We start from the raw sequence: 26,651 nt of genomic DNA on the forward strand, positions 1-26,651 counted from the left end.
CGACTCAGAAGCGGTAATCCATGGCCAGGAAGTAGCGCCGTCCGTCTTCGGTATAGCTGTAAGTCTCACGGCTGAGGTCTTTATCCGTCAGGTTTAACACCCCGCCGCGCAGCGTTATGGCCTTGCTGGCCTGCCAACTGCCGCCCAGATTCCACAGGGTATAGCCGCCCGGCGTCGCGCCGTCGTTATTCAGCGTCCGCCGCTGACCGGCGTAGTTTGCCTGCAGGTACAGCGTCCAGTCGGTCGCCGGCGTCCAGTCCAGCGTGCTGTTCAGCGTGTGCAGCGGCAGTTCGCTCAGCGGTTTATTGCCGCCGTTACTGCGATCGCGCCCGTCGCTGTAGGTGTAATTCAGCGTCAGCTTCCACGCCGCGTCCAGCGGCACGGTCACCTCATTCTCCACGCCGCGGATCCGCGCTTTATTGACGTTATAGTAGCGGAAAATCGGGTTGCCGCTGCCGTCATAACCCACGAAGTTGGGGTACAACGCCGCCTGCTGACGATCGGCGGTGCGGTTGATGCCAATCATGTCGTCAATGTCATTCTGAAACAGCGTGACGCTGCCGCTGACGCCCGACAGCAGCCCCTCTTCACCGGCGTAATAGATCCCCAGCTCAACGCTTTCGCTGGTTTCCGGTTTCAGATCCGGACTGCCGACCACTTTACAGGCGCCGCGACAGGAGTTACTGCTCCATTCCGGGCTGAGCTGCAGCAGCGAGGGCGCCTTAAACGCGGTTGCCCAGCCGCCTTTAACCGTCCACGCGTCACTGGCGTTCCACACCAGATAGGCGCGCGGACTCCAGTGATCGCCGTAGGTTTGGTGATCGTCCATCCGCACCCCGCCGGTCAGCGCCAGCGACTCCAGCAGGCGCCACTCATCCTCAACAAACAGCGCATACTGGTGGCTGGACGTTTTACCGGTTTTTGCCAGGTTAACCGCATCGCTCAGGGCGTTATGTCGCCACTCGCCGCCAACGGTCAGCATCTGGTTGAGTGCGCCGATCGGCAGGGTAACTTTGCCGTCCACGCTGTTATTGCGCGCGGTGATCGACTGGGCATTGCGGTTATCAATTTTATCACCGTAAACACGCAGCTCACTCACCGCCAGGTCGCCGTGCGCGGTGTAGCCCAGCGCATAGTTGTGACGCTCAACGCGGTTTTTATCCAGCGAGTCCGAGTGGCGATCCTGACGATCAAAACCGTAGCCGGCGGTGATCTCCTCCCCCTCACGCGGCGTCAGGGTAAATTCCACGTTGCCATCACGGCGGGTATAGCCCTCAATGCGCGGCGATTCGCCGCTGCCGGTGGCCTGCTGCCCGTCTTTTCCGCGCTTGCCGAGGCTACCAAACAGCTTCACGCCCAGTCGATCAGCAATCAGCGGGCCGCTAATAAACGCGTTAGTGTTTCCGCTGTCGCCGCGATCGCGGTGCGCCTGAACGGTGGTGTCGGCGCTGAGGGTACCGTGCCACGCTTTTCCCACCTTGCGGGTGATGATATTCACTACGCCGCCCAGCGCATCGGATCCGTACAGTGAGGACATTGGCCCGCGGACCACTTCGATCCGCTCAATGGCGTCAGCCGGGATCCAGTTAAGATCAAAATCGTTGTGGCGGAATACCGCATTCTGCGAGCTAACCCGCTTACCGTCGATCAGGATCAGCGTATAGGCACTGCCCAGCCCGCGCAGGCTGATGCCCTTGCGGTTATCCCCTTCATTGGTCAGCTGCACGCCGGGTACGTCGCGCAGCACGTCTTTCAGGTTCTCCGCCGGTTTACGCTTTATCTCTTCGGCGGTAATCACGCTGATGGTGGCCGGGGCATCGCGTAAATTGATCTGGTTAGCGCTGGCGGTCACCACCAGGGTGTCATCTTCCGCGGCATCACGCTCGGCGGCGGCCAGCGCGGGGGACAGCAGACAGGCTGAAGCGCACAGCAGGCTGCGCAGCACGGGGTTATACTGAAACATCTTCTTCTCCATGAGGTCATAAGCCGCGCCTACCGGGGCGGACGTCACGCCGGGGTGAACGTCTGCCACAGTGCAACGATCGGCAAAAATAACGCGTATTGACTCACATGGCTTCCGGGAAAACCGCCCCGCCGCAGCGGCCGGGCGGAAAAGCAGGAGGCGATCTGGCGCCGCCCCTCTGCGAAAAACGATCTTAGCTGACCGCGTCGACCAGCCCGTCAATCAGCACCTGCGGGGTGCCCTGCGAGCAGTGTTCAATGCGCCCGCGCACACCGTATACCCGTGCGAGGCTGTCAGGGGTGATCACCTGCGACGGCGGACCATCGGCAATCAGCTTGCCCTGCTGGAGCATCAGCACGTGCTCACCGTGGCGCAGGGCAATGTTAATATCGTGGACCACCACCACGGTGACGATATTGCGGCGGCGGGTTTCCCGCGCCACCAAATCCATCACGTGGAACTGGTAATTTAAATCGAGCGCGCTCAGCGGCTCATCCAGCAGCAGCAGCGCCGGACGGCGAATCAGTGATTGCGCCAGGCCCACCAGCTGTTTTTGTCCGCCGGAGAGCTGATCGAGATAGCTCAGGGCCAGATGGGCGATGCCCAGCTGCTCCAGCAGTGCCATCACTTCCGCTTCGCTGCCCGCGTGGCTGCGCCCGCCTGCCGCGCGCTGGGCAACGATAATTGACTCCAGCACGTGCAGGTGTACGCCGGCCGGCAGGGTTTGCGGCAGATAGACCACTTGCTCCGCCCGGCGGCTGAACGGCTGCGCCATCAGCTCTTCGCCATTTAGCCACAGCTCGCCGCGGGCGCGGTTCAGGCCCGCCAGCGCGCGCAGCAGGGTAGATTTGCCGCAGCCGTTCGGCCCCAGCAGCACGGTAATTTTCCCACGCGGCAACGCCGGCACGTTAAGATCCGTAATCACCTGCCGCTTGGGGTAGCCGGCAGAGAAATGCGTAATATTCAGCCCCTGCATTACACATTCCCCTTATGGCGCAAGATAATCGTCAGGAAGAACGGAACGCCGACCAGCGAGGTGACGATGCCCACCGGAATAATGATTCCCGGGATCAGGTTTTTCGACGCCACCGATGCCAGAGACAGCACCAGCGCGCCGGTCAGGGCACTGGCAGGCAGGTAAAAGCGGTGATCTTCGCCAAAAATCAGCCGGGCAATGTGCGGCGCGACCAGACCAATAAAGCCAATCGGACCGACGAAGGCTACCGCCAGCGCCGACAGAATACTGATGCGCAGCAGCGTCGCGAGGCGCAAACGGCGAACGTCAATTCCGAAGCTGACCGCCCGGTCTTCGCCGAGGCGCAATGCGGTAAGCTTCCAGGCGCTGCGCAGGGAGAGCGGCAGCAGCAGTACCACCGCCAGCGTCAATACCCCCAGTTTTTCCCACGAGGCGCGCGCCAGGCTGCCCATCGTCCAGAACACCAGCCCCTGCAGGGTGTCCTCGCTGGCAATAAACTGCATCATCGACACCAGCGCGTTAAACGTGAACACCAGCGCGATGCCAAACAGCACCACACCGGAAGAGGCGACCCGCGTCCAGCGGGTGACCGCATCCAGCATCAGCGCGGCAAACAGCGCAAAGACAAAGGCGTTGATTGAGATAAACCACTGATCGGACACGCCGGGCACGCCAATGCCGAGGATGATCGCCAGCGCGGCGCCGAAGGCCGCCGCCGAGGAGACCCCCAGCGTAAAGGGGCTGGCCAGCGGGTTATTCAGAATGGTTTGCATTTCCGCGCCGGCAAGGCCCAGCGCCAGTCCGACCACCACCGCCATCAGGGCGTAAGGCAGGCGGATATCCCAGACGATCACCCGGGTGCCGGCATCCACCGTATCGGGGTGCAGCAGGGTATGTACCAGGGTTGACAGCGAGAGTCCCGACGGACCGAGGGTAAAGTCAATCACCAGCGAGGCGGCAATGGCCACCAGCAGCACCGCTATCCACAGCAGGCGCTGGCGCAGCAGCTGGCGATAATGGTCCATGGCACTGCCGCGCGAGGTGGCCGCACGCGGGAGGGCATCGGGGGTCAAACTCATAACGTTTCCTGCTTCGGTTGTGCGGCGGCGATCCACCAGGTCCCGGAGGGGGGGATGGCCAGAAATTCCCGGTACAGCCGGGCCTGGGTCTCATTGATGTCCAGATCGGCAAAGGCCTGCGGATGGAACCAGCGGGCAAAGGCCTGAATGGCGAGAATGTTATACGGCGAATTGTAAAAATTATGCCAGATTGCGTAACTGTTTCCGTCCCGCACCGCACGCAGCTCGCGAATGCCCGGGCGCGCCAGTACCGTGTCCAGGCTACGCTGGGCGTCGGCGGCATTGACCGCGGCGCCCAGCGCCACGCCCGGACCCGGCGCCTGCGGCGCCTTCGCCCCGCTGGCAATGTACACGTCCGGATCCATGCTCAGGACCTGCTCCAGATTCACCGTACCCAGCGGCCCCGGCAGCAAATCGCGCGCCAGATTACGGCCACCCGCCAGATCGATAAAGTCGCCCATGTTGCCCTTGCCGGCCGTGCCGCAGCACTCCGGCAGCGCGGCGGCGCGCAGTTCAATAAACACCGACGGCTTCTGCGCCGGGGTCAGGGTGCCGGTGTAATCGGTGATCCGCGCCAGGCTTTGCTGGTAGAAGCGCACGTACTTATCGGCTTCGGCTTCGCGCTGCAGTACTTTCCCCAACAGTCGCATGCTGGGCAGGGTATTTTTCAGCGGATTCGCGCGAAAATCGACGAACACCACCGGCACTCCGGCCCTCTCGAGCTGCTGAACCAGTTCGCTGTCTTTCCCCGGACCGTGGCCGCCGGACAGCCCGAAGATGGCGATATCCGGGCGCAGAGTCAGCACCTTTTCCGGACTGATGCTGTCGGCGGTGGTATTACCGATCAGCGGAATAGCATCAATGGCGGGGAACTTCGCCCGATAAGCGGCATAGGTTTGCGTATCCAGCCGGCGGAAATCCCCCTGCCAGCCAACAATGCGCGCCAGCGGCTGCTGGCCCTCCAGCAGAGCCACGGCATAGAACAGGCGGCCTTCCCCCAGCAGAATGCGCTGGACGTGTGACGGCACGGTTACCTCGCGTCCGGCAATATCGGTTACCGTGTCGCCCCGCGCGCTCTGCAGGGTGCAGAGCATCAGAAAAATGATGGAAAGACAGGCTTTTATGTTGAACGTAGTGATCTTCATCCCTGGACCCGGTCTCAGATAAAGCGGCGAAATTGCCCGGTCAACACCTTAATCTAAATGGGAATAGTTATCAATCATGTTTGCAATGATTTGTTACCGCTCGGCGAGCAACTGGCGAAAAAAAGGGCCGACGCAGGTCGGCCCGGAGGGATAGGATGGACTCTTAGTCGTTAAATACCGGAAAATCCATGTCGTCATAGCGGACAAACCGGGTACGCTGCGTCCATTTATAGCCCAGCCAGATGGCGAGGAACAACGGGATACCGATATAGGTGGCGGTCACGCCGTACCAGTCGATGCGGTCCTCCAGGAACGCCTGATAGTTTTGCCCAAGAGTAATGATCAGGCAGAGCACAAAGGCAAAGATGGGCCCCAGCGGGAAGAAGCCGGATTTATACGGCAGATCGGCAAGATCATTCCCCTGCTTGACATAGCCGCGACGGAAGCGGTAATGGCTAATGGCAATCCCCAGCCAGGCGATAAAGCCGGTCATGCCGGAAGTGTTCAGCAGCCAGAGATAGACGGTCTGGTTACCGAACATGGAGGTCAGAAAGCACAGCGCCGCCACCACGGTGGTGGCATACAGTGCATTACGCGGCACGCCGCCGGCGGAAAGCTTGGCAAAAATCCGCGGCGCTTTGCCCTCGTTTGCCAGCGTCCACAGCATGCGTGTGGAGGCGTACATACCGGAGTTACCGGCCGACAACACCGCCGTCAGGATGACCGCATTCATCACCGCCGCCGCCGACAGCAGACCGGCATGCTGGAACACCAGGGTAAACGGACTGACGCTGATGTCGGTGACATCATTACGCAGCAGGCTCGGATCGGTGTACGGAATGATCAGGCTGATAATCAGGATGGCAAAAATGTAGAACAGCAGGATCCGCCAGAACACCTGGCGCACCGCGCGCGGAATGTTCTTTGCCGGATCGGCAGACTCCCCGGCGGCGATACCGATAAGCTCGGTACCCTGAAAGGAGAAGCCGACAATCATTGCGACACCGATCATCGCCGAGAAACCACCGGCAAAGGGAGCATCGCCGATAGTCCAGTTATGCCAGCCGGCGTGCTCGCCACCGCGCAGGATACCCACAATCATCGCCACACCAACGGCTATAAACAGCACCACGGTGACCACCTTGATAAGCGAGAACCAGTATTCCGCCTCGCCAAAGCCTTTCACCGAAATGACGTTCAGCATAAACATCACGCCGAGAAACAGCGCACTCCAGATCCAGCCAGGGGTATCCGGGAACCAGTAGTTCATCACCAGCTGCGCTGCCACCAGGTCCACGGCGATGGTCACCGCCCAGTTGTACCAGTAGTTCCAGCCGAGCGCGAAGCCAAATCCGGGTTCGACATACTTCGCCCCGTAGGTGGAAAACGAGCCGGAAACCGGCATGAAGGCCGCCAGCTCGCCCAGGCTGGTCATCAGGAAGTAAACCATCAGACCAATCAGCGCATAGGAGAGCAGCGCGCCGCCCGGCCCCGCCTGAGAAATGGTCGCCCCGGAGGCGACAAACAGCCCGGTTCCGATCGATCCGCCAATGGCTATCATCGTCAGATGGCGAGCTTTTAGCGCGCGTCGTAACGCAGGCTGTTGTGTGGGGGTAGTGTCCTGAGCCATTGCTATCTACTGTCAGTGGAAAAAATGAGGCGCGATTGTAGCAAATCGCTCTGTCAGGTATAGCCAGAACGCGTGGTTATAAGTAAGCATTATAACTGCCGGCCAATTATTAGTGTTTACGCCTCGCGGCAGTAGTCGAGAAAGCGGGTTAGCGCGCCGGATAAGTGCTTTTGCCGGTGACGAATAAACCACAGCGTACGCACCAGCGGCGGCAGCGGATGCGCCACCTCTACCAGCGAGCCGTTCGCCAGCTGTTCGGCCACCACTCGCCGCGACAGACAGCTGATCCCCATACCGTGACGTACGGCGTGCTTGATGGCCTCGGAGTTGCCCAGCTCCATGGCCAGATCAAACTGCGGCAGGTGCGACAGCAGCAGGTAGTCGACGATCTCCCGCGTACCGGACCCCTGCTCACGGAGGATCCACGCCGCCGATGCCAGCGTCTGCAGCGTAACCGGCTGCCGCAGCAGCGGCGCGTCCGGCGCGGCAAACACGACCAGCTCATCCTGCAGCCAGGCCTCAGTCACCAGATCCGGACGGTGGCAAGGCCCTTCGATCAGCCCAATATCGGCGCGAAATTCCGCCACGGCGGCGATCACGTCCTGGCTGTTGCCTACGTTCAGTTCAACCGGCATCCGCGGGAAGTCGCGGCGGTAGCGGGCAATCATTCCCGGTAGCAAATAGTTGCCAATGGTGCTACTGGCAGCAATGCGCAGCGCACCGTTATCTTCCTGGAACAGCTGTTCTATCTCATGCGCCTGCTCCAGCAGCGCCAGCGCGCGCGGATAGAGCAGGCGTCCGTGCTCGTTGAGCACCAGACGTTTGCCGACCCGGTCAAACAGCTGCACCCCCAGCTGCCCCTCCAGATCGGCCAGCGCCGCGCTGACCGCCGATTGCGACAGCGCCAGCTGCTGCGCCGCCTGCGTAGTGGATCCGCCTTTGAAAACTTCGCTGAACACCGCCAGCTGACGCAGGGTAATGTGCATGACGTACCTCTTTTCCCGTTACGGCTGCCGCAGCGCCCAGGCTATCAGCAGCCCCCACACCAGCAGCAGCCCGAGCAGCAGCCACTTCAGCCCGCGCCCGGTCGGGTCGCCCGGGCGGGCACTGGCGGCGGTGGCCTCGCGGGTCACCTCCTCAGGGACAAATTTAAGTAAAAATCCGATACCAAAGGGGACGAGGAGCGCATCGTCCAGCCAGCCGGCCAGCGGGATCACGTCGGGAATCAAATCGACCGGACTCACGACGTACAGGGCTATCGCCAGCAGCGCTCCCTTGATCCAGCGCGGGGTACCCGGGTGGCGAACGGCAAACCAAATCGCCGCGAGATTGCGACGAAAGCGATGCAGGCGGATCAGCATACCGCGACTCCTTTAGTGGTTATTCCGGTTAATTATAAAGATATAATCAATTTCACTTTTAAACCAGCGCGACGGATGATGGTGTCCTACTCACATCACGTTAATGGAAGACCCGATGAACGCCCTGACGCTTCGCCTGCATGCTCACCCTGCCCTGCGGCTGATTCCCGGCCTGCTGCTGTCCGCGGCCCTTGCCGCCCTCGCCACCCGCCTGGGGGAACTCCCCGCCGCGGCCGGGCTGGGGCTCGGCGGCCTGACGCTGGCGATTGTTTTTGGCATGGTCGTGGGTAATACGCTCTACCCGCCGCTGGCGCCGGTTTGCCAGCCTGGCGTTGACCTTGCCAAACAGAAACTGCTGCGCCTCGGCATCATTCTGTATGGTTTTCGTCTGACCTTCCAGCAAATTGCCGATGTCGGCGTCGCCGGCGTAGTGATTGATGTACTGACGCTCAGCTCCACGTTTTTTGCCGCCTGCTGGCTGGGTAAGCACCTGTTTGGCCTCGATCGTCAGACCCGCTGGCTGATCGGTGCCGGCAGCAGCATCTGCGGCGCGGCGGCGGTGCTGGCGACCGAACCGGTGGTAAAAGCCGATGCGGCGAAAGTGGCCGTGGCGGTGGCCACCGTGGTCATTTTCGGTACCCTGGCCATCTTCCTTTACCCCCTGCTGTGGCCGCTGGCGCAACAGCTTTTTCCCGCGGTGACCCAGACCCAGTTTGGTGTCTATACCGGCTCAACCGTACACGAGGTCGCCCAGGTCGTGGCCGCCGGCCACGCGGTCGGCCCGGCGGCGGAAAATGCCGCGGTGATCGCCAAAATGCTGCGGGTGATGATGCTGGCACCGTTTCTGCTGTTTCTCGGCGCCCTGCTACGGCGACAGCCGCAGCAGGCCGGTTCGCCGGCGAGCAGCATAACCTTCCCGTGGTTTGCGCTGCTGTTTGTGCTCGTGGCGCTGTTTAACTCCCTGCACCTGCTGCCCGCCGCCTGGATTGCGCGGATCAACGCCCTGGATACGCTGCTGCTGGCCATGGCGATGGCGGCACTGGGGCTGACCACGCACGTCAGTGCGCTAAAGCGGGCCGGAACCCGGCCGCTGCTGCTGGCGCTGCTGCTGTTTATCTGGCTGATAATGGGCGGTGGTGCCATTAACCTGCTGGTTCACCATTTCCTCCCCTGAGGGCGGTCAGTTTCGGGTATGATGAGGATCCTGCGCTCTGCGAAAGCCCATCAACAGGAGAGAAATCATGAAGTATATCGGTGCCCACGTCAGCGCATCCGGCGGGGTCGATCAGGCGGTGATTCGCGCCCACGAGCTGGAGGCGACCGCCTTTGCGCTTTTTACCAAAAATCAGCGCCAGTGGCGGGCCGCGCCGCTGTCCGATGACACCATTCGCGCCTTCCGCAGCGCCTGCGAGCGCCTTGGCTATCAGCCGGGCCAGATTTTACCGCACGACAGCTATCTGATTAACCTTGGCCACCCGGTTAGCGAAGCGCTGGAAAAATCGCGCGACGCTTTTATAGATGAAATGCAGCGCTGCGAACAGCTGGGACTCACCCTGCTTAATTTTCACCCCGGCAGCCATCTGCAGCAAATCGATGAAGAGACCTGCCTGCAGCGCATCGCCGAATCAATCAATATTGCCCTGGACCGCACGGCGGGCGTTACCGCCGTGATTGAAAACACCGCCGGCCAGGGGAGCAACCTCGGTTTTCGCTTTGAACACCTGGCACGAATTATTGCAGGCGTTGAGGATAAATCCCGCGTTGGGGTCTGCATTGATACCTGCCACGCCTTTGCCGGCGGTTACGATCTGCGCACCGAAGCCGACTGCGTTCACACTTTCGCCGAGTTTGAGCGGGTGGTTGGTTTCCGCTTCCTGCGCGGGATGCACCTGAATGATGCGAAAAGTGCGTTTAACAGCCGCGTTGACCGCCACCACAGCCTCGGTGAGGGTAACATCGGTAAAACGGCATTCAGCTGGCTGATGAAAGATCCGCGTTTTGACGGTATCCCACTGATTCTGGAAACCGTCAATCCGGATATCTGGAAAGATGAGATTGCCTGGCTGAAGGCCGAGCAGACCGCCTGACGCCTCAGCGGCGGCGGCGCTGCGCCAGCCAGCCGTAGCCGCTAACGATAACAATCCCGGCCAGGATCAGCAGTGCTCCGCCGATAAAACCGGGCTGCAGCGGCTCGTGCAGCCACCACGCGCCCAGCATCACGCCAAATACCGGGGTCAGAAATGACAGCACGCCGAGCCGCGAGGCGAGGTAGCGCCGCAGCAGCGTAAACCAAATCAGGTAGCTGCCAAAAGTGACCACCAGCGACTGAAACGCCATGCTGAGCCAGCCGCTGGCCTGCGGTGCAAACTGGCGGTCGCCGGTCAGCCCGGCGACCAGCGTAAGCAGCACAAAGCCGCTGGCCAGCTGATAAAACAGCGTATGGCTGGCCGGCGCGGTGGCCAGCACGCTACAGCGCACCACCACGGTGGTGGCGCCCCAGACGAAGCCGGCAGCAAGACCGAGCGCATCGCCGATCAGCATCGCCCGCAGGTGAGCTTCCGCACTCCCCTCTTTAAGCAGGAACGCCACGGCCACCCCGCTAAACGTCAGCGCCACGCCGACCCACTGTAGCGCCGCCAGCCGCTCTTCCGGCAGCGCCAGCTGCAGACCCAGCGCGGCAAAAATCGGCGCGGTATAGAGGAACACCGCCATGTGCGACGCGCTGGTCAGCCGCAGCCCTTCCGCCAGCAGTAAAAACTCCAGGGCAAACATCACGCCAACCAGCAGACCGGCGCGCCAGATGCCGTCCGCCAGCCGCATTGGCTCACGCTGCCAGCGCATAAACAGCCAGACGCAAACGGCCGCCACCCCGGAGCGCATCGCCACCTGCCAGAGCGGTGAAACCTGATCGGCCACCCCTTTGATCGCCACCTGCTGCACGCCCCAAATCAGACACAGAGCGATCATGGTTCCCGTGGCGCGCGCATCCAACGGCTGTCGAACCTGCATAACACCATCCTGCCAGCACATCATAAAGGCGCGCAGTATGCCACTGGCTCCCCCGCATCTGCCACCCCGGCGGCAAAAAAAAACACCGCCGTGTCGGCGGTGTTTTGCTTGCGAACCTAAAGGGCTAGGCGGCGGCTTTTACCGCCTCCGTTTCCGGACGTTTCAGTACCGCATAGGCGAGACCCGCCACCAGCGTACCGGCGATAATCGCCAGCAGATAACCGAGCACCGGGGTGATCGCGCCCGGGATCAGCAGCACGAAGAGACCGCCGTGCGGCGCCATCAGCTTCGCCCCCACCAGCATCGAAATGGCGCCAGTCAGCGCACCACCGACAATACAGCAGGGCAGTACGCGCATCGGATCGCGCGCCGCGAACGGAATCGCCCCTTCAGAAATAAAGCACAGCCCCAGCACCAGCGCGGCCTTTCCGCCTTCCTGCTGGCCCTTATTGAACTTCCGCCGCGCCACCAGCGTTGCCAGTCCCATTGCCAGCGGAGGCACCATACCGGCCGCCATGATCGCCGCCATCGGGGCATAGGTTTGTGAGCTGAGCAGCCCCACGCCGAAGGCATAGGCCACTTTGTTCACCGGGCCGCCCATGTCGGTACACATCATGCCGCCGAGGATCGCCCCCAGCAGAACCGCATTCGCTGTGCCCATGTTTTGCAGCCAGTGGGTCAGGCCTTCCATGATTTTCGCGACCGGCGTACCCACCACGTAAATCATCAGCAGGCCGGTAATCAGGCTGGCCACCAGCGGAATGATCAGGATAGGCTTCAGCGCCTCCATACTCTGCGGCAGCTTCACCTTACTACTGAGGAACTTCGCCGCATAACCGGCAATAAAGCCGGCGATGATGCCCCCGAGGAAGCCGGCGTTAATGCTGGTCGCCAGCATCCCGCCGATCAGGCCCGGCGTCAGGCCCGGACGGTCAGCAATCGAGAAGGCGATAAAGCCTGCCAGCACCGGCACCATCAGCGCAAAGGCGCTACCGCCACCGATCTGCATCAGCGCGGCGGCCAGCGTGCCCTTCTCTTTAAACGCTTCAATGCCGAAGGCAAAGGAGAGCGCAATGGTCAGACCACCGGCGACCACCATCGGCAGCATGTAGGAGACCCCGGTCAGCAGGTGACGATAGGCGCCGGCGCCGCCCTGCTTGCTTTCGCTGGCGGTGTCGCTGCTGGATGCGCTGCGGCTCTCCGGCTGCCAGGGTCTGGCGTCGGCAACCGCCTTATCCAGCTCCTGCGCGGTCTTCTTCAGCGCCAGACCGGTAGAAGTACGGTACATCGGCTTCCCGGCAAACTTCGCCAGATCAACTTCGATATCCGCCGCCACGATCACCAGGTCGGCCGCGGCGATCTCTTCCGCCGTGATGGCGTTACCGGCGCCCACCGATCCGCGGGTTTCAACTTTTACCCACCAGCCGCGTTTTTTCGCTTCGGTTTCAATCGCCTCAGCGGCCATAAACGTATGGGCCACGCCGGTCGGGCAGGCGGTGACCGCAACAATACGTTTGGCACCGGTCGCGGCCGGGGCCGCCGGGACCGCGCTGGCGGCCGGGGCGGTCCAGAGCGCAGCCTGCGCCTGTGCCTGTTCGAGGAAGCGGTGCGGTTCCCGCAGCGCAAGGGCTATCTCGCCCTGCCACAGCGTTTTACCGCTCAGCTCCGCCGGAATATGCTGTCCGGCTACCGCTACCCGCTCGGCGTCGGCGACGCTGTCGGTAACGGTGATGCCCGCCTGGGCTGCGGCGGCGCGCAGCTGGGTAAGCGCCAGGGCCTGGGTTGCCGGCCCGAGCGACGAATCAACGATCAGCAGCGTTTTCATTCTACCTCTCCTGCTGTTAATGAACGGGTTTCAGGTCGACGCGCGCCATCATCGCGGCCAACTGAGTACGATCGGTTACGCCAACATTGCTCTGGCTGACCGCCAGCGCGGCCACGGCGGTGGCCAGGCGTAGCGTATGCTCACTGGATTCACGCATCAGCAGACCGTAAATCAGTCCACCGACCATGGAATCACCGGCGCCTACGGTACTGACAACCTCACAGGCCGGGGGTTTCGCCAGCCACTCACCGGAGGCATTGACCCACAGGGCTCCTTCGGCACCGAGGGAGATCACCACGTGCGCGATACCCTGCTCGCGCAGTTGATGCGCCGCGGCAATCACCGCCTCCAGCGTCGGCAGCGGATGGCCAGCCCAGATTTCCAGTTCGCGCCGGTTAGGCTTCACCAGCCAGGGCGCAGCTTTTAATCCGGCGACCAGCGCCTCGCGGCTGCTGTCGAAAATGATGCACGGGCACTGGCTACGCAGCTGGGTCATCCACGCGGTGAAGGCCTCCGGCGCCACGCCGCTCGGCAGACTGCCGCTGACGCAGACCATATCAAACTGCCCCAGCCAGCTGAGAGAGTCGGCGCTGAAGCGCTCCCACTCCTGCTCGCTAACCTGAAAACCGGAGAAATTCAGGTCGGTCACTTCGCCATCTTTCTCTGTCAGCTTGACGTTAATCCGGGTGCGTCCCGGCACGACCTGAAAGCGGTTAGCGATGCCCAGCTCGCTGAACAGCTGCTGAAACCCCTCCTGGTTATCGCGGCCAAGAAAGCCGCCGACGGTGACGTCAATGCCGAGATCTTTCAGCACCTTCGCCACATTAATTCCCTTGCCCGCGGCGTGCAGGCCGGTGGTTTTCACCAGATTCACTTCGCCGCGCTCAATGTCCGGGGTATAGCCCACCAGATCGTAAGCCGGGTTCAGGGTGATGGTGGCGACGCGTCTGCTCATGCTGCCCCCTCACCGAGGCCGGCATTAATGGCCTCACCGATGGCATCCAGCGCCTGCTGCGCATCACTGCCGCTGGCGGTGAAACGCAGCCGGTGGCCTTTTTTCACCCCCAGCGCCACCACTTTCATCAGGCTGCGGCCGTTGGCCGGCTTACCGCTACCATCGAGGTTGGTGACAGTGATTTCACTCTGGAATTGTTTAATCACCGTCACCAGCGCGGTGCCCGGGCGGGCGTGCAGGCCGTGCTCATTGCGGATAGTGTATTCGGCAGTCAGCACGTCAGCGGACTCGGCCACTTCGCTGGTCAACAGCGCCAGCACCCCGGAGGCATCGGCGCTAAGCAGGCGTTTGGCCTGGCTGGTCATCAGCAACCCGCTGAGGTAGTTCAGGACGCTCTCCGGCTGAGAATCGATCATCGCGACGGTTATCAGCAGGGCGGCCTGCTCGCCGTCCACGGTGAAGGGCACCGCGGCGCGGCTGACCGCCACGGCGTTGCCAAGATTGCCGTTGGCGCTATCGCTCAGCCAAACGCCCTGCCCCAGATTGAGAGGAGGCTGGCCCACTACGCTGCTGACGAACTGACCATCCACCGCGCCCGCCTGCTGCAGGCGGCCGGCGTTAATCGCCTGCAGAGTCAGCAGATCGCTGGCCGGCACATCCACGGTGATCAGTGACGCGTCAAACTGCAGTTCGGCAGCCTGCTTTTCGCCCATCAGCAGGCTGCGCAGCGTGTCGGCAGAGGAGGTGGTCTTGAGCTGTTCGGCCACGCCGTCATCGCTCAGCACGTGGGTCAGCTGACGCAGCAGCGCGAGGTGTTCGTCCGATTTCGCGGCAATGCCGATCACCACGTAAGCGGTTTGGTCTTCGCCCCAGGCAACGCCCTGCGGGAACTGAAACACCTGAACCCCGGTGTTCAGCACCAGGTCACGGGTATCGGTGGTACCGTGGGGAATGGCAATACCATTGCCCAGATAGGTGGAGGTTTGCTGCTCGCGGGCGAGCATGCCGTTGACGTACCCTTCGGCAACGTTGCCGGCGGCGGTCAGCGCCGCGGCCACCTCACGGATGGCCGACGTCTTATCGCTGGCCTGACTATTCAGGTGAATAGCATTGAGATCAAGCTGGAACATAATTCTCCTCTCCGCTGATATGAATCGTTTCAGCGTGATCGCGCATGCGCTCGCGCGATGCGCGGCGTGCCGCCTGTCAGGAGAACGCTGAAACGTTTCAAGTATTGTGACTGACTCACCGTCAATCTGACAAGTTTTGTCCGGTCTGGCATCACAAATCTTTGACCTCACGCACACTTGCGTCGCCAGAACGGCGATTTTTCCGCCGCTAAGCTGAACGCGCTGACGCGGCGGAAAGACGCAGGCGCTGATGCGATACGGGCCCTGAGAGAGGATAAAAAGTGCGTTTTTCACCTCGTAACCGGCCCTTTGCCGCGCGGGTGGCTGCCAGGCCAGCGCTATCCGGCGTACACTGCCCTCTTTTTACGCATCCCGGATAACCATGTCTCTGCCGCTGGCGCAATGGCGCCGCCTCGATCGCCCCTCGCTGGCCTTTCTGCTGGTCGCCTTTTTTTCCGGCGTCGCCGGCTCGCTACAAATCCCCACCCTCAGCCTGTTTCTCAGCAGCGAGGTGCAGGTGCGCCCGCTGCTGGTCGGCCTGTTTTTTACCGTTAATGCGCTGATGGGTATTGCCGTGAGCCAGCTGCTGGCGCGCGGTTCGGATCGCCGCGGCGATCGCAAGCGCCTGATCTTTTTCTGTCTGCTGCTGGCGATGCTGGCCAGTCTGCTGTTCGCCTTTAACCGCGACTATCTGGTGCTCCTGCTGCCGGGCGTGCTGCTCGCCAGCCTCGGCAGCGCCGCCACGCCGCAGCTGTTTGCCCTCGCGCGCGAACACGCGGACGGCCGCGGCCGCGGCAACGTGATGTTCAGCTCAGTGCTGCGCGCGCAGATCTCGCTGGCGTGGGTCATTGGCCCACCGCTGGCGTTTGCGATCGCCATGCGTTTCGGCTTCACCGCCCTCTACCTGCTGGCGGCGGTCACTTTTTTGCTCTGCGCGCTGCTGGTCGCCGCCGGCCTGCCGTCAATGCCGAAAACGCCGCTGCCCTCCACGCCGCCGCTGCAGGCCCCGCGCCATCAGCGCCGCGCCGTGCTGCGTCTGTTTATCAGCTGCGTGCTGATGTGGTCCTGTAACGGCCTCTACCTGATTGTGATGCCGCTGTACGTAACCCAGCAGCTGCAGCTGCCGGAGAAGCTGGCCGGCCTGATGATTGGCCTCGCGGCCGGGCTGGAAATTCCGGTGATGCTGATCGCCGGCGCGCTGGCCGCCCGGGTGGGTCTGCGGCGACTGATGCGCACGGCGGTGGCCAGCGGGATCCTGTTCTACGCCGGGATGCTGCTTACCGATACGGTTTTGCCGCTGCTGCTGCTGCAGCTGCTCAATGCGGTATTTATCGGCATTCTGGCCGGGATTGGTATGATCTATTTTCAGGACTTCATGCCGGGTCAGGCCGGGGCCGCTACGACGCTGTTTAGCAATACCAGCCGGCTGGGTTGGGTGGTGTCCGGCTCGCTGGCCGGCAGCGTCGCCGAAGTAGGGGGCTATCACGCCACCTTCTGGCTGGCGCTGGCGATGAGCGTGGCCACCCTGTTTTTCCTGTGGCGGCTAAAAGAACCGTCGCCGCCCTCTCCTTCTGCGCTTTCCTGAGGGCGGGCGCCTCAGGGTGCCGTGAGCTGCTCAAGCTGCAGCAGCCAGACCATGGCCTGCTCGCGGTGCGCACCGCACATCTCAGCCGAAGGTTGCAGGCTGGCGCAGACCGCCGGACGCGACGGATGCCCAAACAGCAGGCAGCGGCTGTCGTCGCCCAGCTGAACGCAACGGGTATTGGCCGGCTTGCCCTGTGGCATGCCCGGTATGGCGGAAGAGATTGACGGTGCGGTGCAACAGGCACCGCACCCGCTGCGGCATTCCATTGGATGCCCCCGAATGAGAGAAACTGGCACACAGGCTAACAGCATTTTATCTCTTCTGCTTGCCACAATTTTCACGGACGAGTAACGTGTCGCCACACGGTTGCCGCGAGGGGAAATACGCATGCCAAAAGCGAACGAGATTAAGAAGGGTATGGCCATCAGTTATAACGGTAAGTTATTGATGGTTAAAGATATTGACATTCAGAGCCCGAGTGCTCGCGGAGCGGCCACGCTGTACAAAATGCGCTTTACCGACGTGCGCACCGGGATGAAGGTAGAAGAGCGTTTTAAAGGCGATGATCTGCTCGAGACGGTCCAGTTGAGCCGTCGGGCAGTGACGTTCTCTTACCTTGACGGCGATGAGTACGTCTTTATGGATGAGGAAGATTATACCCCTTACAGCTTTAAAGCGGCGCAGATTGAAGAGGAACTGCTGTTTATTCCTGAAGGCGGTATTCCAGGTATGCAGGTGCTGACCATGGAGGGACAGGTGCTGGCGCTGGAACTGCCGCAAACCGTGGATATGGAGATTGTCGATACCGCCCCCGGAATCAAGGGCGCGTCGGCCAGCGCGCGAACCAAGCCGGCGGGCATGAGCACCGGGCTGGTCATTCAAGTACCGGAATACCTGAGCAGCGGCGACCGTATTCGTATTCACGTGCCGGAGCGCCGCTACATGGGCCGCGCCGAGTAATTCCCAAGGCGGGCCGGTGATGTCCTGCCCGGTCCACGCGTCAGCGGTAGTTGACGGTAAGGACGCCGAGGCGCTGCTGCGCATCCAGCCAGCGCAGGCGGGCATCGCCAATCGACAGCGGAAGGGTCTGGGCCGTGCGCGCATCGAGCAGCAGCGTTTTGCTGACCGGTGTGCCCTGGTGATAGCAGGTGGAAATCAGCTGCTGTTGCCGTGACTGAAACTCGCAGGGGGATTCCACCACGGTGCCGACAAAAGTAATGGTGCCGGATGCCGCGGGGGCCGCACGGTGCTCTGCGGCGCTGAAGGTCGTCCATGAGGTAAGAAGCACCCCCAACATCGCCGGGAAATATGCCTTCATCTGAACCTCACTGAGCAAATCTTACGGATGTAATCGATGCGTTACTTATCGACGGATTACTCTTACACTTTAGTTCAATCATTTCAGTTATCGCGGAATAGACGATGACCTACGTCAACCTGGTGACCGGTTTTCTTGGCAGCGGTAAGACCACCACGCTGCGCCACCTGCTGGCCCACAAGCCTGCCGGAGCGCGCTGGGGGGTGCTGGTTAATGAGTTCGGTGAGGTGGGTATTGATGGCGCACTGCTGGCAGAACAGGGGGCGGTGCTGAAAGAGATCCCAGGCGGCTGCATGTGCTGCGTGAACGGCCTGCCCATGCAGGTAGGGCTGAATATGCTGCTAAAACAGCACCGTCTCGATCGCTTGCTGATCGAGCCGAGCGGCCTGGGGCATCCTAAACAGATTCTGGCGATGCTAAACGCGGAGAGCTATCGCCCCTGGCTGACGCCCCAGGCCGCACTCTGCGTGCTGGATGCCCGCCAGCTGAGCGATCCGCGGACGGTGAACAATGAAAACTTTCGCGATCAGCTGGCCTGCGCCGATATCCTGATTGCCAATAAGCAGGATTGCGCCGATGCGGCCGCACGCCGGGCGCTGGCGCACTGGTATCAGCACGCCGGCGAGGGCCGCCTGCTGGTGGAAACTGCGCACGGCGCGATCGATGCGCAACTGCTGATGCAGCCGCGGCGCCGGCAGCGGCCGCTGCCAACCCCGGTGCACCATCACGCGCCGCCGGATGGCCTGCCCTCGGTGCTGCGCGCCCTGCAGCTGGGTGCACAGCAGCCCTGGCGTCGCGCCCGCAGCGAAGGACAGGGCTACGTCTCCTGCGGTTGGATCTTTGAACCGGATACCCTGTTTGATCGCGCCGCCGTGCTGGCATGGATCCGCGCGGCTCCGGTCGGTCGGGCTAAAGGCGTACTGCGCACGCCGGAAGGGATGCTGATGGTCAATCGCCAGGGCGACGACCTGAACGTGGAACTCCGTCAGGCGGCAGCGGAAGAGAGCCGTATCGCGCTGATTCATCACGGCGAGGCGCCGTGGAACCGCCTGCAGGCGGAGCTGTTGAAACTTCGTTTAACTCACCTGGCGTAGACTACGCCGTTATTTTTTTTTGCTGGATAGATTATGACGCGCACACGACTGCCACTGATCCTCTTTTGTAATGCGTTGGGCCTGGCCCTGTTCCTTTCCTGGTATCTGCCCGCCAGGCACGGCTTCTGGTTCACCATCGACTCCGGCATCTTTTTCTGGTTTAACCACCACATTGTGACCAATAAAGCGCTGCTGTGGCTGGTGGCGATCACCAACTATCGCGCTTTTGACAGCATCTCGCTGGTGGCAATGGGAGCGCTCTACTACAGCTTTTGGCGCAAAGAGACCCCGCAGGGGCGCCGCCGCATGCTGGTGATAGGCTTCGTGATGCTGCTGACCGCCGTGGTCCTGAACCAGCTGGCGCATCTGCTTCCGGTTAGCCACCCCAGCCCGACGCTGACCTTTGAGAACGTGCATCGGGTGGCCGACCTCACCGGCATCAAAGCAAAAGACGCCTCGGCCAACAGTTTCCCCGGCGATCACGGTATGATGCTGCTGATCTTCGCCTGCTTTATGTGGCGCTATTTTGGCGGTCGGGCATTTGCCATTGCGCTGGTGATTGCCGTGTGCTTTGCCCTGCCGCGCGTGATGATTGGTGCCCACTGGTTTACCGATATTGCCGTCGGCTCGCTGTCGGTCGTGCTCATTGGTAACAGCTGGTGGCTATTAACGCCGGCCAGCGATCGGGTCATTGACGGGCTCAATCGCGCCCTGCCCGGTCCGTATAAACCAGACTGAATCCAACGCCGACCTGAGGGTCGGCTTTTTTATGGGGTATTTCAGGTAACGACGGCAAAATAATTAGGCAGCTTATCAATAGCCCATCAAGAAAAAAATACGATGGCCCGGTGAGCAATAACGGCAGCATGCCGACCGCCGCCGATTGCGACGCTCCCGTGCCTGCCCCGTGCCCGCTGAATCGCCCGTCGCGAACCCGCAGCCATCCCGTCGTGATACCCCGCTGATTCACATCAAAAAAAGCAATAAAAAAGCAGAAAAAAACCCTACCCAAGCGCCAGCGAATCCGGTAACCTCGTTTCCAGCCCCTGTTTCAGGCCAACAATTACCATTAATTGCCAGATTACCGTGCGCATTCACACAATTTAGCAATTAAAAAATTGTTTCCCGTCAGGTGTGCCATTACTCTCATTGCGTTTTGCTCAATCATAACGACAGCGTCGTTAAGGACCTCAAGGGATAACAAACAACATGGTCAGGTCTCAACCAATACTGAGATACATCCTGCGGGCACTCCCCGCCGTCGCCCTGGCGACACTGCTTTCGGCCTGTAGCACCACCGGCAACCGCGAAGCGCACACTGAGACCCATGCAGTAAACCACCAGAATGGTTTTTTACTTCAAGCGTCTCAGGATGAATTTGAACAGATGGTACAAAACGTGGATATTAAATCCCGTTTAATGGAGCAGTACGCGGACTGGAAAGGCGTTCGCTATCGCCTTGGTGGCACCACCAAGCGCGGCATCGACTGCTCCGCTTTTGTGCAGAACACCTTCCGTGAGCAGTTTGGTCTTGATCTACCGCGTTCAACGTCAGAGCAGCAGGACAGCGGCCGCAGTATTCAGCGCAGTAAGCTGCGTCCCGGCGATCTGGTTCTGTTTCGCGCCGGTTCGACCGGTCGCCACGTGGGCATTTACCTCGGCAATGATAACTTTGTCCATGCCTCAACCAGCAGCGGCGTGATGATTTCTAATCTGAACGAAAGCTACTGGAAAAATCGCTATCGCGAAGCGCGTCGCGTTCTGAGCCGCACGCAAAGCTAACCCTTTTCCCTGGGGTCCGCACTACGAGAGTCAAAAAAACGCTGCCGCGGCAGCGTTTTTTTTTGTCCGTTGGTCCGCCGGAAATAAAAGCGTTTCGCTATCAGAAATAGAGAGACAGCGCAGGCTGACAGGGTATATGCTGCCGTCACCTTGACCTTATCTGGCCTGTTCCGCCTCCGGCAACGCGCAGGAGAATCAGTGATGCCGCTTGCTCATATCTTTGCAAAAACCGTCGTTCACCCACGCCGCCGGCTGTGGCTGAGCCTCGGGGCAGGCAGCCTGTTTATGATCCTGTTTCTGCTCATTGCAACGCTGTTCACCTGGCAAAAACGGCAGCACAGTAATGAAGCGCTGGCCGCCAATACCCGTCACTACCTCGAAGGGATCCTTAACGACGTCATGCTGCTGGTGCAACCGATGCAGTCCTGGACCGCGGGCGACTGCGCGTCGGTGCTGCCACAGCTGACCGAGCGCGGCGCCCTTGCACCAAATGTCCGCGCCATTCTTCTGGTACGCGACGAAAAGGCCTTCTGCTCCTCCGCCACCGGCCATTTTCAGCTCGACATCGCCGCGATTGCGCCCGGCCTGAACTGGCAGCTGCCGCGGGACATGTCGCTGATTCCCGGTACGCCGCTGCTGCCGCAGCGGCCGGCGCTGGTGCTCTGGTCGCGGCACCCCAGCGTACCGGGCCAGGGGGTACTGACTACCCTGAATATCAATTTACAGCCCTGGCTACTGCTGGTCTCACAGCAGCATGAGGTGACCGGCATCGCCCTGAGCACGCCGTACAGCGCGATGGGTACCTGGCAAAACGGCATTATGCCGCTGGCGGCGCTGCCCGATAATGCGCTCTATCACACTGCCATCCGCGGGTATCCGCTGACGCTGTGGCTGTATGGCGAGCACCTGACTACCCGCGATCTGCTACTGCTGCTGCTGGGGGGCGTCCTGCTGTTTGTGCTGGTTACCCTCAGCACCTGGCTATTGCTCAGCCAGCGGCTGCGCCCCGGACGTGAGATCCTGATGGGGATCAAGCGGGATGAATTCCACGTTGAGTATCAGCCGGTCATCGACGCCCGCAGCGGCCAGCTGATTGGCGTGGAAGCGCTGATGCGCTGGACCCATCCCGAACAGGGGCGCATCCCTGCGGATGCCTTTATTGCGTTCGCTGAGGGCCAGCGGCTCATTGCCCCCCTGACTCGCCATCTGTTTAGGCTGATCGCCCGCGATGCGCCGTTGCTGAGTCAGCACCTGCCGCCGGGCTGTAAGCTGGGTGTGAATCTGTCGCCGCTACACCTCAACGACGACGACTTTAAACTGGACGTGCGCCAGTGGCTGGGGACGATGCCGGCCGGACGCTTTACCTATATGTTCGAAGTGACCGAACGCATCATGGTTGGCGGAGACCATATGGTGGCGCTGTTTGACTGGCTGCACCAGCAGGGCATTGAAATCGCTATTGATGATTTCGGCACCGGTCACAGCGCGCTGATCTATCTGGCGAAGTTCCATTTTGATTATCTGAAGATCGATCGCGGCTTTGTGCAAAGCATCGGCCATGAAACGGTAACCTCCCCGGTGCTGGATGCGGTGCTGAACCTGGCGAAAAAGCTGCGGTTACACACCGTGGCCGAAGGCGTCGAAACCGCCGACCAGGCGAGCTGGCTGGTGGCGCACGGTGTCACTTATCTGCAGGGCTATTATTACGCGCGTCCGATGTCACCCACGGCGCTGGCCGAGTGGCTGGCACGTCAGCCAGCGAAGGATGTCAGCAACGGTAAATCGCATTAATTGCGCGCCGCGAAGCTGATACACTGGCTCACGAACGGCGGGGTCTGCCCTGCCAGAGTTGATTCAGGGAGATAACGCCGCCATGAAAGCCCGCTTCATATTCCTGCTGTTCCTGCTAATGGGCCAGGCGCACGGCGAAACGGTTCGCGAGGGCACCGCCTTTGCCCAGCTTGGCACGCCCAAATACGCCCCCGGCTTTACCCACTTTGACTACGTTAATCCGGCGGCCCCCAAGGGGGGCAGCATCGTGCTGTCGGCGATCGGCACCTGGGACAGCTTTAACCGCTTCGCCTCGCGCGGGGTACCCGGCGCGGCAACCGACACCCTGTACGATAGCCTGTTTACCGGTGCAGAGGACGAGGTTGGCAGCTATTATCCGCTGATTGCCGAGTCCGCACGCTATCGTGACGATTTCCGCTGGATGGAAGTCAGGATCAACCCGCAGGCGCGCTTTCACGACGGTTCGCCGATTACCGCCAGCGATGTCGCCTTCACCTTTGGCCTGTTTATGCGCGAAGGCGTGCCGCAGTTTCGGGTGTTCTATAAGGGCGTCACCGTGACCGCGATTGACCGCTTAACCGTGCGGATCGCGCTACCGCAGGCAAATAAAGATATGCTGCTCGGGCTGCTGACGCTGCCGGTGATGCCGGAATCGTTCTGGAAAGATCATCGCCTTGATGCCCCACTCTCCGCGCCGCCGCCCGGAAGTGGCCCCTACCGCATTACCGCCTGGAAACCCGGCCAGTCGATAACCTACAGCCGGGTGACGGATTACTGGGCCGCCGCACTGCCGGTTAACCGCGGGCGTTACAATTTCGACACCATGCGCTACGACTATTACCTTGACGATAACGTCGCGTTTGAAGCCTTCAAGGCCGGCGCTTTCGATTTGCGCAGTGAGGGGTCAGCGAAAAAATGGGCCACTCAGTACCGCGGAAAGGCGTTTGATGCCGGGTACATCGTGAAGGACGCCCAGCCGAATACCGTCACCACCGACACCCGCTGGCTGGCATTTAACGTCGAAAAGCCCCTGTTTCAGGACCGCCGCGTGCGTGAAGCGCTGGCGCAGGTCTTCGACTTTAACTGGATGAACAGGGTGCTGTTCTATCAGGCCTATAAACAGCCTGACAGCTACTTCCAGAATACCCGTTATGCCGCCCGCGGCCTGCCCGATGCGGCCGAGCGGGCACTGCTGGAACCGTTTAAAGATCGGCTGCCGCCGGCGCTGTTTCACGCGCCCTTTACCCTACCCCACTCCGACGGCAGCGGCTACGATCGCCAAAATCTGCTGCGCGCCACCGCGCTCCTTGGGCAGGCGGGCTGGGTCGTGAAAAATCAGCGCCTGGTCCATGCCACCACCGGCCAGCCGTTCCGCTTCGAGCTGCTGTTAATGAGCGGTGCCGCCAGCGAATGGGTGCTGCCGTACCAGCATAATCTCCGCCGGCTGGGCATTGAGATGCAGCTGCGCCAGGTGGACAGCTCGCAGTATTTGAAGCGGCTGCGCAGCGGTGATTACGATATGATCCCTACCCCTTATCAGGCGACGCCCTTCCCCAGCGCGGACCTGCCGATCCGCTGGCAGTCGCAGTACATTGACTCCAGCTACAATCGCCCGCGGGTGAAAAGTCCGGTGCTGGACGCACTGCTTGATCAAATCGTTGCCCGCCAGGATGACGAACAGGCGCTGCTGCCGCTCGGACGGGCGCTCGATCGGGTGCTACTGTGGAACCATTACCAGATTCCCATGTGGTATAACGCCGATGAGCGTACCGCCTGGTGGAACAAGTTTTCCCGACCGGCGGAGAGGCCCCGCTACGCGCTGGGACTGAGCAGCTGGTGGTACGACGCCGGGAAAGCGGCGACGCTGCCGGCACAGCGACGCTAAGGAGAGAGAGAGTGGGCGCCTATTTGATTCGACGACTGCTGCTGGTGATCCCCACCCTGCTGGCGATCATTACCCTGAACTTTTTTATCGTGCAGATTGCCCCGGGGGGGCCGGTAGATCAGGCCATCGCCAACATCGAATTCGGCCAGCAAACCGGCCTGCCGGGGGGCGGCGAGGCGGCTTCGCCGCGCGCGTCGCTGAACGGCCAACCCGGCGACAATCAGTATCGCGGCGGCCGCGGACTCGATCCGGAGGTGATTGCCGAGATCACTCACCGCTTCGGCTTTGATAAACCGCTGCACGAACGCTATTTCCGCATGCTATGGGACTATCTGCGGCTGGATTTTGGCGACAGCCTGTTTCGCAGCGCTTCGGTGCTTGACCTGATTAAAGAGCGCCTGCCGGTGTCGATCACCATCGGGCTGTGGAGCACGCTGATTATCTATCTGGTGTCGATCCCGCTGGGGATCCGCAAAGCGGTGCGTAACGGCAGCGCCTTTGATGTATGGAGCAGCGGGCTGATTATCATTGGCTATGCTATCCCGTCGTTTCTGTTTGCCATCATGCTGATTGTCCTGTTCGCCGGCGGCAGCTATTTCGATCTGTTTCCTTTGCGCGGACTGACCTCGTCGCAGTTTGATAGCCTGCCGTGGTATGGCAAAATCGGCGACTATCTGTGGCATATTACCCTGCCGGTGCTGGCAACGGTGATTGGCGGCTTTGCCACCCTGACGATGCTGACAAAAAACGCCTTTCTGGATGAAATTCGTAAGCAGTACGTGGTCACCGCCCGCGCCAAGGGGCTGGGGGAGCAGCAGATCCTCTATCGCCACGTGTTTCGCAACGCCATGCTGCTGGTAATAGCCGGCTTTCCCGCCACCTTTATCAGCATGTTCTTTACCGGTTCGCTGCTGATCGAGGTGATCTTCTCCCTTAACGGACTGGGGCTGCTGGGTTACGATGCCACCCTGCAGCGCGATTATCCGGTGATGTTTGGCACCCTCTATATCTTCACGCTGGTCGGGCTGCTGCTGAATATCCTCAGCGATATCACCTACACGCTGGTGGATCCGCGCATTGATTTCGAGAATCGCTCATGAGTCGTTTAAGTCCCCTCAATCAGGCGCGCTGGGCGCGATTTCGTCATAACCGCCGCGGCTACTGGTCGCTGTGGCTGTTTGCCCTTCTGTTTCTCCTTAGCCTGTTCGCCGAGCTACTGGCGAACGACAAGCCGCTGCTGATTCACTACCAGCAGCGCTTCTGGTTTCCGCTGGTGGTCAACTACAGCGAAGCGGACTTTGGCGGCCCGCTGCACACCGCCGCCGACTATCAGGATCCGTGGCTGAAAGCGCGGCTGGAGCGGGACGGCTGGGTGCTGTGGGCACCGATCCGCTTTGGCGATAACAGCATTAACTTTGCCAGCCAGCAACCCTTTCCCTCGCCGCCCTCGGCGCAAAACTGGCTCGGTACCGACGCGAACGGCGGCGACGTACTGGCGCGGGTACTGTACGGCGCGCGCATCTCGCTCCTGTTTGGCTTCGCGCTGACGCTGGCTTCCAGCGCGATCGGCATCACCGCCGGCGCGGTACAGGGCTACTTTGGCGGCCGGGTGGATTTGTGGGGCCAGCGCTTTATTGAAGTCTGGTCGGGAATGCCGACCCTGTTTTTGATTATTCTGCTCTCCAGCGTGATTCAGCCCAGCTTCTGGTGGCTGCTGGGCATCACCGTGCTGTTTGGCTGGATGGCGCTGGTCGGCGTGGTGCGGGCGGAATTCTTACGCACGCGCAACTTTGACTATATCCGCGCCGCGCAGGCGCTGGGGGTGAGCGACAGCCGCATTATGCTACGCCATATGCTGCCCAACGCGATGGTGGCCACCCTGACGTATGTGCCGTTTATCCTCTGTGGATCGGTGACGACCCTAACCTCGCTGGATTTTCTGGGATTTGGTCTGCCGCTCGGCTCGCCGTCGCTCGGTGAGCTGCTGCTGCAGGGGAAAAATAATTTGCAGGCGCCGTGGCTGGGGCTGACGGCCTTTTTCTCTCTGGCAACGCTGCTGACGCTGCTGATTTTCATTGGCGAAGCGGTGCGCGACGCCTTCGACCCTTCCAAGGCGCATTAAT

General features: G+C 61.2%; 24 protein-coding genes. 11 read left to right on the forward strand and 13 right to left on the reverse strand.

What is annotated here, in order from left to right; genetic code table 11:
- Positions 1–4: 4 nt before the first annotated feature.
- The 7 genes from cirA to BS626_RS04795 all read right to left on the reverse strand — a co-directional run bounded on the left by cirA (position 5) and on the right by BS626_RS04795 (position 8,154).
- Positions 5–1,963, reverse strand: coding sequence for a catecholate siderophore receptor CirA (cirA, locus tag BS626_RS04765; protein ID WP_075181251.1), 1,959 nt, complete (start codon positions 1,961–1,963; stop codon positions 5–7).
- A 193-nt stretch (positions 1,964–2,156) separates the two neighbouring features.
- The gene (locus BS626_RS04770; RefSeq protein WP_075181252.1) at positions 2,157–2,939 is read right to left on the reverse strand and encodes an ABC transporter ATP-binding protein; all 783 of its coding nucleotides are present in this window, start codon (positions 2,937–2,939) and stop codon (positions 2,157–2,159) included.
- Positions 2,939–4,018, reverse strand: coding sequence for an iron ABC transporter permease (locus tag BS626_RS04775; protein ID WP_075181253.1), 1,080 nt, complete (start codon positions 4,016–4,018; stop codon positions 2,939–2,941). The genes BS626_RS04770 and BS626_RS04775 overlap by 1 nt, the downstream gene beginning before the upstream one ends.
- A complete protein-coding gene (locus BS626_RS04780) occupies positions 4,015–5,163 on the reverse strand; it encodes an ABC transporter substrate-binding protein (protein WP_075181254.1) in 1,149 nt (382 codons plus the stop codon). The genes BS626_RS04775 and BS626_RS04780 overlap by 4 nt, the downstream gene beginning before the upstream one ends.
- 163 nt (positions 5,164–5,326) lie before the next feature.
- Positions 5,327–6,793: an amino acid permease gene (locus BS626_RS04785; RefSeq protein ID WP_075181255.1), complete on the reverse strand. Its 1,467-nt coding sequence runs from the start codon at positions 6,791–6,793 to the stop codon at positions 5,327–5,329.
- Positions 6,794–6,909: 116 nt separating this feature from the next.
- The gene (yieE, locus tag BS626_RS04790; RefSeq protein ID WP_075181256.1) at positions 6,910–7,779 is read right to left on the reverse strand and encodes a DNA-binding transcriptional regulator YeiE; all 870 of its coding nucleotides are present in this window, start codon (positions 7,777–7,779) and stop codon (positions 6,910–6,912) included.
- Between the two features lie 18 nt (positions 7,780–7,797).
- Positions 7,798–8,154, reverse strand: coding sequence for a YkvA family protein (locus BS626_RS04795; RefSeq protein WP_075181257.1), 357 nt, complete (start codon positions 8,152–8,154; stop codon positions 7,798–7,800).
- A gap of 115 nt (positions 8,155–8,269) precedes the next feature.
- Here BS626_RS04795 and BS626_RS04800 point away from each other — a divergent pair, with 115 nt between their 5' ends.
- Both BS626_RS04800 and nfo read left to right on the forward strand, forming a co-directional pair.
- Positions 8,270–9,328: a YeiH family putative sulfate export transporter gene (locus BS626_RS04800; protein WP_075181258.1), complete on the forward strand. Its 1,059-nt coding sequence runs from the start codon at positions 8,270–8,272 to the stop codon at positions 9,326–9,328.
- Between the two features lie 67 nt (positions 9,329–9,395).
- Complete coding sequence (gene nfo, locus BS626_RS04805) at positions 9,396–10,241, forward strand: deoxyribonuclease IV (protein ID WP_075181259.1); 846 nt, start codon at positions 9,396–9,398, stop codon at positions 10,239–10,241.
- Positions 10,242–10,245: 4 nt separating this feature from the next.
- Here nfo and BS626_RS04810 read toward each other — a convergent pair whose 3' ends face one another.
- The 4 genes from BS626_RS04810 to fruB all read right to left on the reverse strand — a co-directional run bounded on the left by BS626_RS04810 (position 10,246) and on the right by fruB (position 15,073).
- Positions 10,246–11,163, reverse strand: coding sequence for a DMT family transporter (locus BS626_RS04810; protein ID WP_075181260.1), 918 nt, complete (start codon positions 11,161–11,163; stop codon positions 10,246–10,248).
- Positions 11,164–11,287: 124 nt separating this feature from the next.
- Positions 11,288–12,988, reverse strand: a complete 1,701-nt coding sequence (fruA, locus tag BS626_RS04815; RefSeq protein WP_075181261.1) for a PTS fructose transporter subunit IIBC — start codon at positions 12,986–12,988, stop codon at positions 11,288–11,290.
- Between the two features lie 16 nt (positions 12,989–13,004).
- On the reverse strand, positions 13,005–13,943 hold the full coding sequence (gene fruK / locus BS626_RS04820) for a 1-phosphofructokinase (protein WP_075181262.1): 939 nt from the start codon (positions 13,941–13,943) through the stop codon (positions 13,005–13,007).
- A complete protein-coding gene (gene fruB, locus BS626_RS04825) occupies positions 13,940–15,073 on the reverse strand; it encodes a fused PTS fructose transporter subunit IIA/HPr protein (RefSeq protein WP_075181263.1) in 1,134 nt (377 codons plus the stop codon). Before fruB ends, fruK begins: the two co-directional genes overlap by 4 nt.
- 382 nt (positions 15,074–15,455) lie before the next feature.
- On the opposite strand from fruB, the gene BS626_RS04830 reads away from it, so the two are divergent.
- Positions 15,456–16,658, forward strand: coding sequence for an MFS transporter (locus BS626_RS04830; protein ID WP_075181264.1), 1,203 nt, complete (start codon positions 15,456–15,458; stop codon positions 16,656–16,658).
- 11 nt (positions 16,659–16,669) lie between these two features.
- Here BS626_RS04830 and BS626_RS04835 read toward each other — a convergent pair whose 3' ends face one another.
- Positions 16,670–16,924, reverse strand: a complete 255-nt coding sequence (locus tag BS626_RS04835) for a YkgJ family cysteine cluster protein (RefSeq protein ID WP_075181265.1) — start codon at positions 16,922–16,924, stop codon at positions 16,670–16,672.
- Between the two features lie 121 nt (positions 16,925–17,045).
- On the opposite strand from BS626_RS04835, the gene yeiP reads away from it, so the two are divergent.
- Positions 17,046–17,618 carry an elongation factor P-like protein YeiP gene (gene yeiP, locus BS626_RS04840; protein ID WP_075181266.1) on the forward strand — a complete coding sequence of 191 codons (573 nt, stop codon included), beginning with the start codon at positions 17,046–17,048 and terminating at the stop codon, positions 17,616–17,618.
- 40 nt (positions 17,619–17,658) lie between these two features.
- Here the strand turns inward: yeiP and BS626_RS04845 are convergent, their stop codons facing one another.
- Positions 17,659–17,976, reverse strand: coding sequence for a hypothetical protein (locus tag BS626_RS04845; protein WP_075181267.1), 318 nt, complete (start codon positions 17,974–17,976; stop codon positions 17,659–17,661).
- Positions 17,977–18,080: 104 nt separating this feature from the next.
- Between BS626_RS04845 and BS626_RS04850 the strand changes: the two genes are divergently transcribed.
- The 7 genes from BS626_RS04850 (at position 18,081) to BS626_RS04880 (ending at position 26,650) form a co-directional block, all read left to right on the forward strand.
- The gene (locus BS626_RS04850; RefSeq protein WP_075181268.1) at positions 18,081–19,070 is read left to right on the forward strand and encodes a GTP-binding protein; all 990 of its coding nucleotides are present in this window, start codon (positions 18,081–18,083) and stop codon (positions 19,068–19,070) included.
- A gap of 33 nt (positions 19,071–19,103) precedes the next feature.
- Complete coding sequence (locus BS626_RS04855) at positions 19,104–19,808, forward strand: phosphatase PAP2 family protein (protein ID WP_075181269.1); 705 nt, start codon at positions 19,104–19,106, stop codon at positions 19,806–19,808.
- Positions 19,809–20,279: 471 nt separating this feature from the next.
- The gene (gene mepS / locus BS626_RS04860; RefSeq protein ID WP_075181270.1) at positions 20,280–20,852 is read left to right on the forward strand and encodes a bifunctional murein DD-endopeptidase/murein LD-carboxypeptidase; all 573 of its coding nucleotides are present in this window, start codon (positions 20,280–20,282) and stop codon (positions 20,850–20,852) included.
- A 201-nt stretch (positions 20,853–21,053) separates the two neighbouring features.
- Positions 21,054–22,643, forward strand: a complete 1,590-nt coding sequence (locus tag BS626_RS04865; RefSeq protein WP_075181271.1) for a cyclic di-GMP phosphodiesterase — start codon at positions 21,054–21,056, stop codon at positions 22,641–22,643.
- Between the two features lie 82 nt (positions 22,644–22,725).
- A complete protein-coding gene (locus BS626_RS04870) occupies positions 22,726–24,528 on the forward strand; it encodes an extracellular solute-binding protein (RefSeq protein WP_075181272.1) in 1,803 nt (600 codons plus the stop codon).
- A gap of 11 nt (positions 24,529–24,539) precedes the next feature.
- Positions 24,540–25,628 (forward strand): microcin C ABC transporter permease YejB, encoded by a 1,089-nt coding sequence (locus BS626_RS04875; protein WP_075181273.1) that lies wholly within the window; start codon positions 24,540–24,542, stop codon positions 25,626–25,628.
- Positions 25,625–26,650, forward strand: a complete 1,026-nt coding sequence (locus BS626_RS04880) for a microcin C ABC transporter permease (protein WP_075181274.1) — start codon at positions 25,625–25,627, stop codon at positions 26,648–26,650. The genes BS626_RS04875 and BS626_RS04880 overlap by 4 nt, the downstream gene beginning before the upstream one ends.
- The last annotated feature ends 1 nt before the right edge of the window (position 26,651 follow it).

This window comes from Pantoea sp. 1.19, from assembly GCF_001922585.1.
In the GTDB taxonomy this organism is placed as follows: Bacteria; Pseudomonadota; Gammaproteobacteria; order Enterobacterales; family Enterobacteriaceae; genus 1-19.

Excerpts from the sequence above, each read along its gene's own strand:
- BS626_RS04795 (WP_075181257.1), bottom strand. The coding sequence starts at position 8,154 with ATGCTGATCCGCCTGCATCGCTTTCGTCGCAATCTCGCGGCGATTTGG.
- BS626_RS04800 (WP_075181258.1), top strand. The coding sequence starts at position 8,270 with ATGAACGCCCTGACGCTTCGCCTGCATGCTCACCCTGCCCTGCGGCTG.
- BS626_RS04850 (WP_075181268.1), top strand. The coding sequence starts at position 18,081 with ATGACCTACGTCAACCTGGTGACCGGTTTTCTTGGCAGCGGTAAGACC.
- fruB (WP_075181263.1), bottom strand. The coding sequence starts at position 15,073 with ATGTTCCAGCTTGATCTCAATGCTATTCACCTGAATAGTCAGGCCAGC.
- nfo (WP_075181259.1), top strand. The coding sequence starts at position 9,396 with ATGAAGTATATCGGTGCCCACGTCAGCGCATCCGGCGGGGTCGATCAG.
- fruA (WP_075181261.1), bottom strand. The coding sequence starts at position 12,988 with ATGAAAACGCTGCTGATCGTTGATTCGTCGCTCGGGCCGGCAACCCAG.
- BS626_RS04870 (WP_075181272.1), top strand. The coding sequence starts at position 22,726 with ATGAAAGCCCGCTTCATATTCCTGCTGTTCCTGCTAATGGGCCAGGCG.
- BS626_RS04770 (WP_075181252.1), bottom strand. The coding sequence starts at position 2,939 with ATGCAGGGGCTGAATATTACGCATTTCTCTGCCGGCTACCCCAAGCGG.
- BS626_RS04775 (WP_075181253.1), bottom strand. The coding sequence starts at position 4,018 with ATGAGTTTGACCCCCGATGCCCTCCCGCGTGCGGCCACCTCGCGCGGC.
- BS626_RS04785 (WP_075181255.1), bottom strand. The coding sequence starts at position 6,793 with ATGGCTCAGGACACTACCCCCACACAACAGCCTGCGTTACGACGCGCG.
- BS626_RS04845 (WP_075181267.1), bottom strand. The coding sequence starts at position 17,976 with ATGAAGGCATATTTCCCGGCGATGTTGGGGGTGCTTCTTACCTCATGG.
- BS626_RS04780 (WP_075181254.1), bottom strand. The coding sequence starts at position 5,163 with ATGAAGATCACTACGTTCAACATAAAAGCCTGTCTTTCCATCATTTTT.
- yeiP (WP_075181266.1), top strand. The coding sequence starts at position 17,046 with ATGCCAAAAGCGAACGAGATTAAGAAGGGTATGGCCATCAGTTATAAC.
- BS626_RS04835 (WP_075181265.1), bottom strand. The coding sequence starts at position 16,924 with ATGGAATGCCGCAGCGGGTGCGGTGCCTGTTGCACCGCACCGTCAATC.
- BS626_RS04880 (WP_075181274.1), top strand. The coding sequence starts at position 25,625 with ATGAGTCGTTTAAGTCCCCTCAATCAGGCGCGCTGGGCGCGATTTCGT.
- BS626_RS04830 (WP_075181264.1), top strand. The coding sequence starts at position 15,456 with ATGTCTCTGCCGCTGGCGCAATGGCGCCGCCTCGATCGCCCCTCGCTG.
- yieE (WP_075181256.1), bottom strand. The coding sequence starts at position 7,779 with ATGCACATTACCCTGCGTCAGCTGGCGGTGTTCAGCGAAGTTTTCAAA.
- BS626_RS04855 (WP_075181269.1), top strand. The coding sequence starts at position 19,104 with ATGACGCGCACACGACTGCCACTGATCCTCTTTTGTAATGCGTTGGGC.
- fruK (WP_075181262.1), bottom strand. The coding sequence starts at position 13,943 with ATGAGCAGACGCGTCGCCACCATCACCCTGAACCCGGCTTACGATCTG.
- cirA (WP_075181251.1), bottom strand. The coding sequence starts at position 1,963 with ATGTTTCAGTATAACCCCGTGCTGCGCAGCCTGCTGTGCGCTTCAGCC.
- BS626_RS04865 (WP_075181271.1), top strand. The coding sequence starts at position 21,054 with ATGCCGCTTGCTCATATCTTTGCAAAAACCGTCGTTCACCCACGCCGC.
- BS626_RS04810 (WP_075181260.1), bottom strand. The coding sequence starts at position 11,163 with ATGCAGGTTCGACAGCCGTTGGATGCGCGCGCCACGGGAACCATGATC.
- mepS (WP_075181270.1), top strand. The coding sequence starts at position 20,280 with ATGGTCAGGTCTCAACCAATACTGAGATACATCCTGCGGGCACTCCCC.